The sequence below is a fragment of the Nocardia salmonicida NBRC 13393 genome, assembly GCF_001613085.1.
GTDB lineage: Bacteria > Actinomycetota > Actinomycetes > Mycobacteriales > Mycobacteriaceae > Nocardia > Nocardia salmonicida.
Window position 1 is genome coordinate 1 of sequence record NZ_BDBR01000094.1, and the last position, 1,104, is coordinate 1,104.

At 60.7% G+C, this 1,104-nt stretch carries 1 pseudogene; it reads right to left on the reverse strand.

The features are described 5' to 3' along the window. Positions 1-1,072 (reverse strand): annotated as a pseudogene (locus NS1_RS41135) (hypothetical protein); the annotation flags it as partial. Between the last annotated feature and the right edge of the window lie 32 nt (positions 1,073-1,104).

The following is a 1,104-nucleotide window of genomic DNA, read 5'->3' on the forward strand; positions in this document are numbered from 1 at the left end:
AGCCGTTTCCGTTGCCGGATCCGCTGCCGCCACCTGATCCGCCAGAGCCGCTCGAGCCGCTGGCGCCCGCGGGTGGTGTGGGGTCGGCGTAGGCGGGGATGCGGGCGGCGAGTTGGCGCATGCCCGGTGGGTAGCCGATATAGCCTGCCTCGGTCGAGTCCCACCAACTGATGACGTTGGCCAAGTCTTTAGCCGCGTCGATGCCGTTGATCTCGTCGACTTCTTTGTCTACGAAAGTGGCTTGACTGTATCGGGGTAGGTGTGACCAACAGTAGAGGCCGAAGTCGCCGGTATCGCCGAGTAGGTCGGAGGTTCCGGCGATCGCGGCGCGTAACGCGCTCGCTTGGTCGAAATAGGCGTTGAGGCACACGACGGCTTGGTCGGCGCCGGCGCCCTTCCAATTCCCGCTCGTGAACGCGGGTGCGACTTTCATTCGAAAGTTCTCCACCGACTTGTTCCAGATCGTCGACGCCGTTCGCCACTGTCCGGCCATTTCCCACACCTTGCCATCGTTGCGGTCGAAGATCGCCGCGATGTTCAGGTAGTCCATCAGCGAGAAGTGGTCACCGGACTCGATTTCGGCCTCGACGGCCCGCTGCGCGCGCGTGTCGATGGTGCTACCCGAAGCGCCACTACTACCGGACGCGCCGCTGCTACCGGACGCGCCGGATCCACCACCGGTGGCCTTGGGCGGGCCGTTCTTCCATGAACCGCCCGAGATCGGACTCCATATGATGAGATCGGGAGCGAGGTTACGCGCACTCGGCGCGTTGAACAAACTCTCGTTATCCAACTCGGTATGCGTGAACGCTTTATACGCGGCCGCGAAAGTGTTACCCATGTCAGCGACAACTGTTTGATACTTACGTAAGGCAATAGCCAGTTCGAGCGCCTTGTTCTTCAACTGCATGAACAGCATCTCCATACTGCGGAGAGTGGTTGTCAAGTTTCGCGCGTTGGTATGCTCGGAATTGTTATAGGTCCAGTTGGTGACCGAGTCCCACTTGATCGCCTCGATCCCGTTGGCGAGGCCGAGGATATCGGCGACATGATCCTCGCACGCTGTCGTCAACGACTTCAGCGTCGCACCATCGACATTGAGCA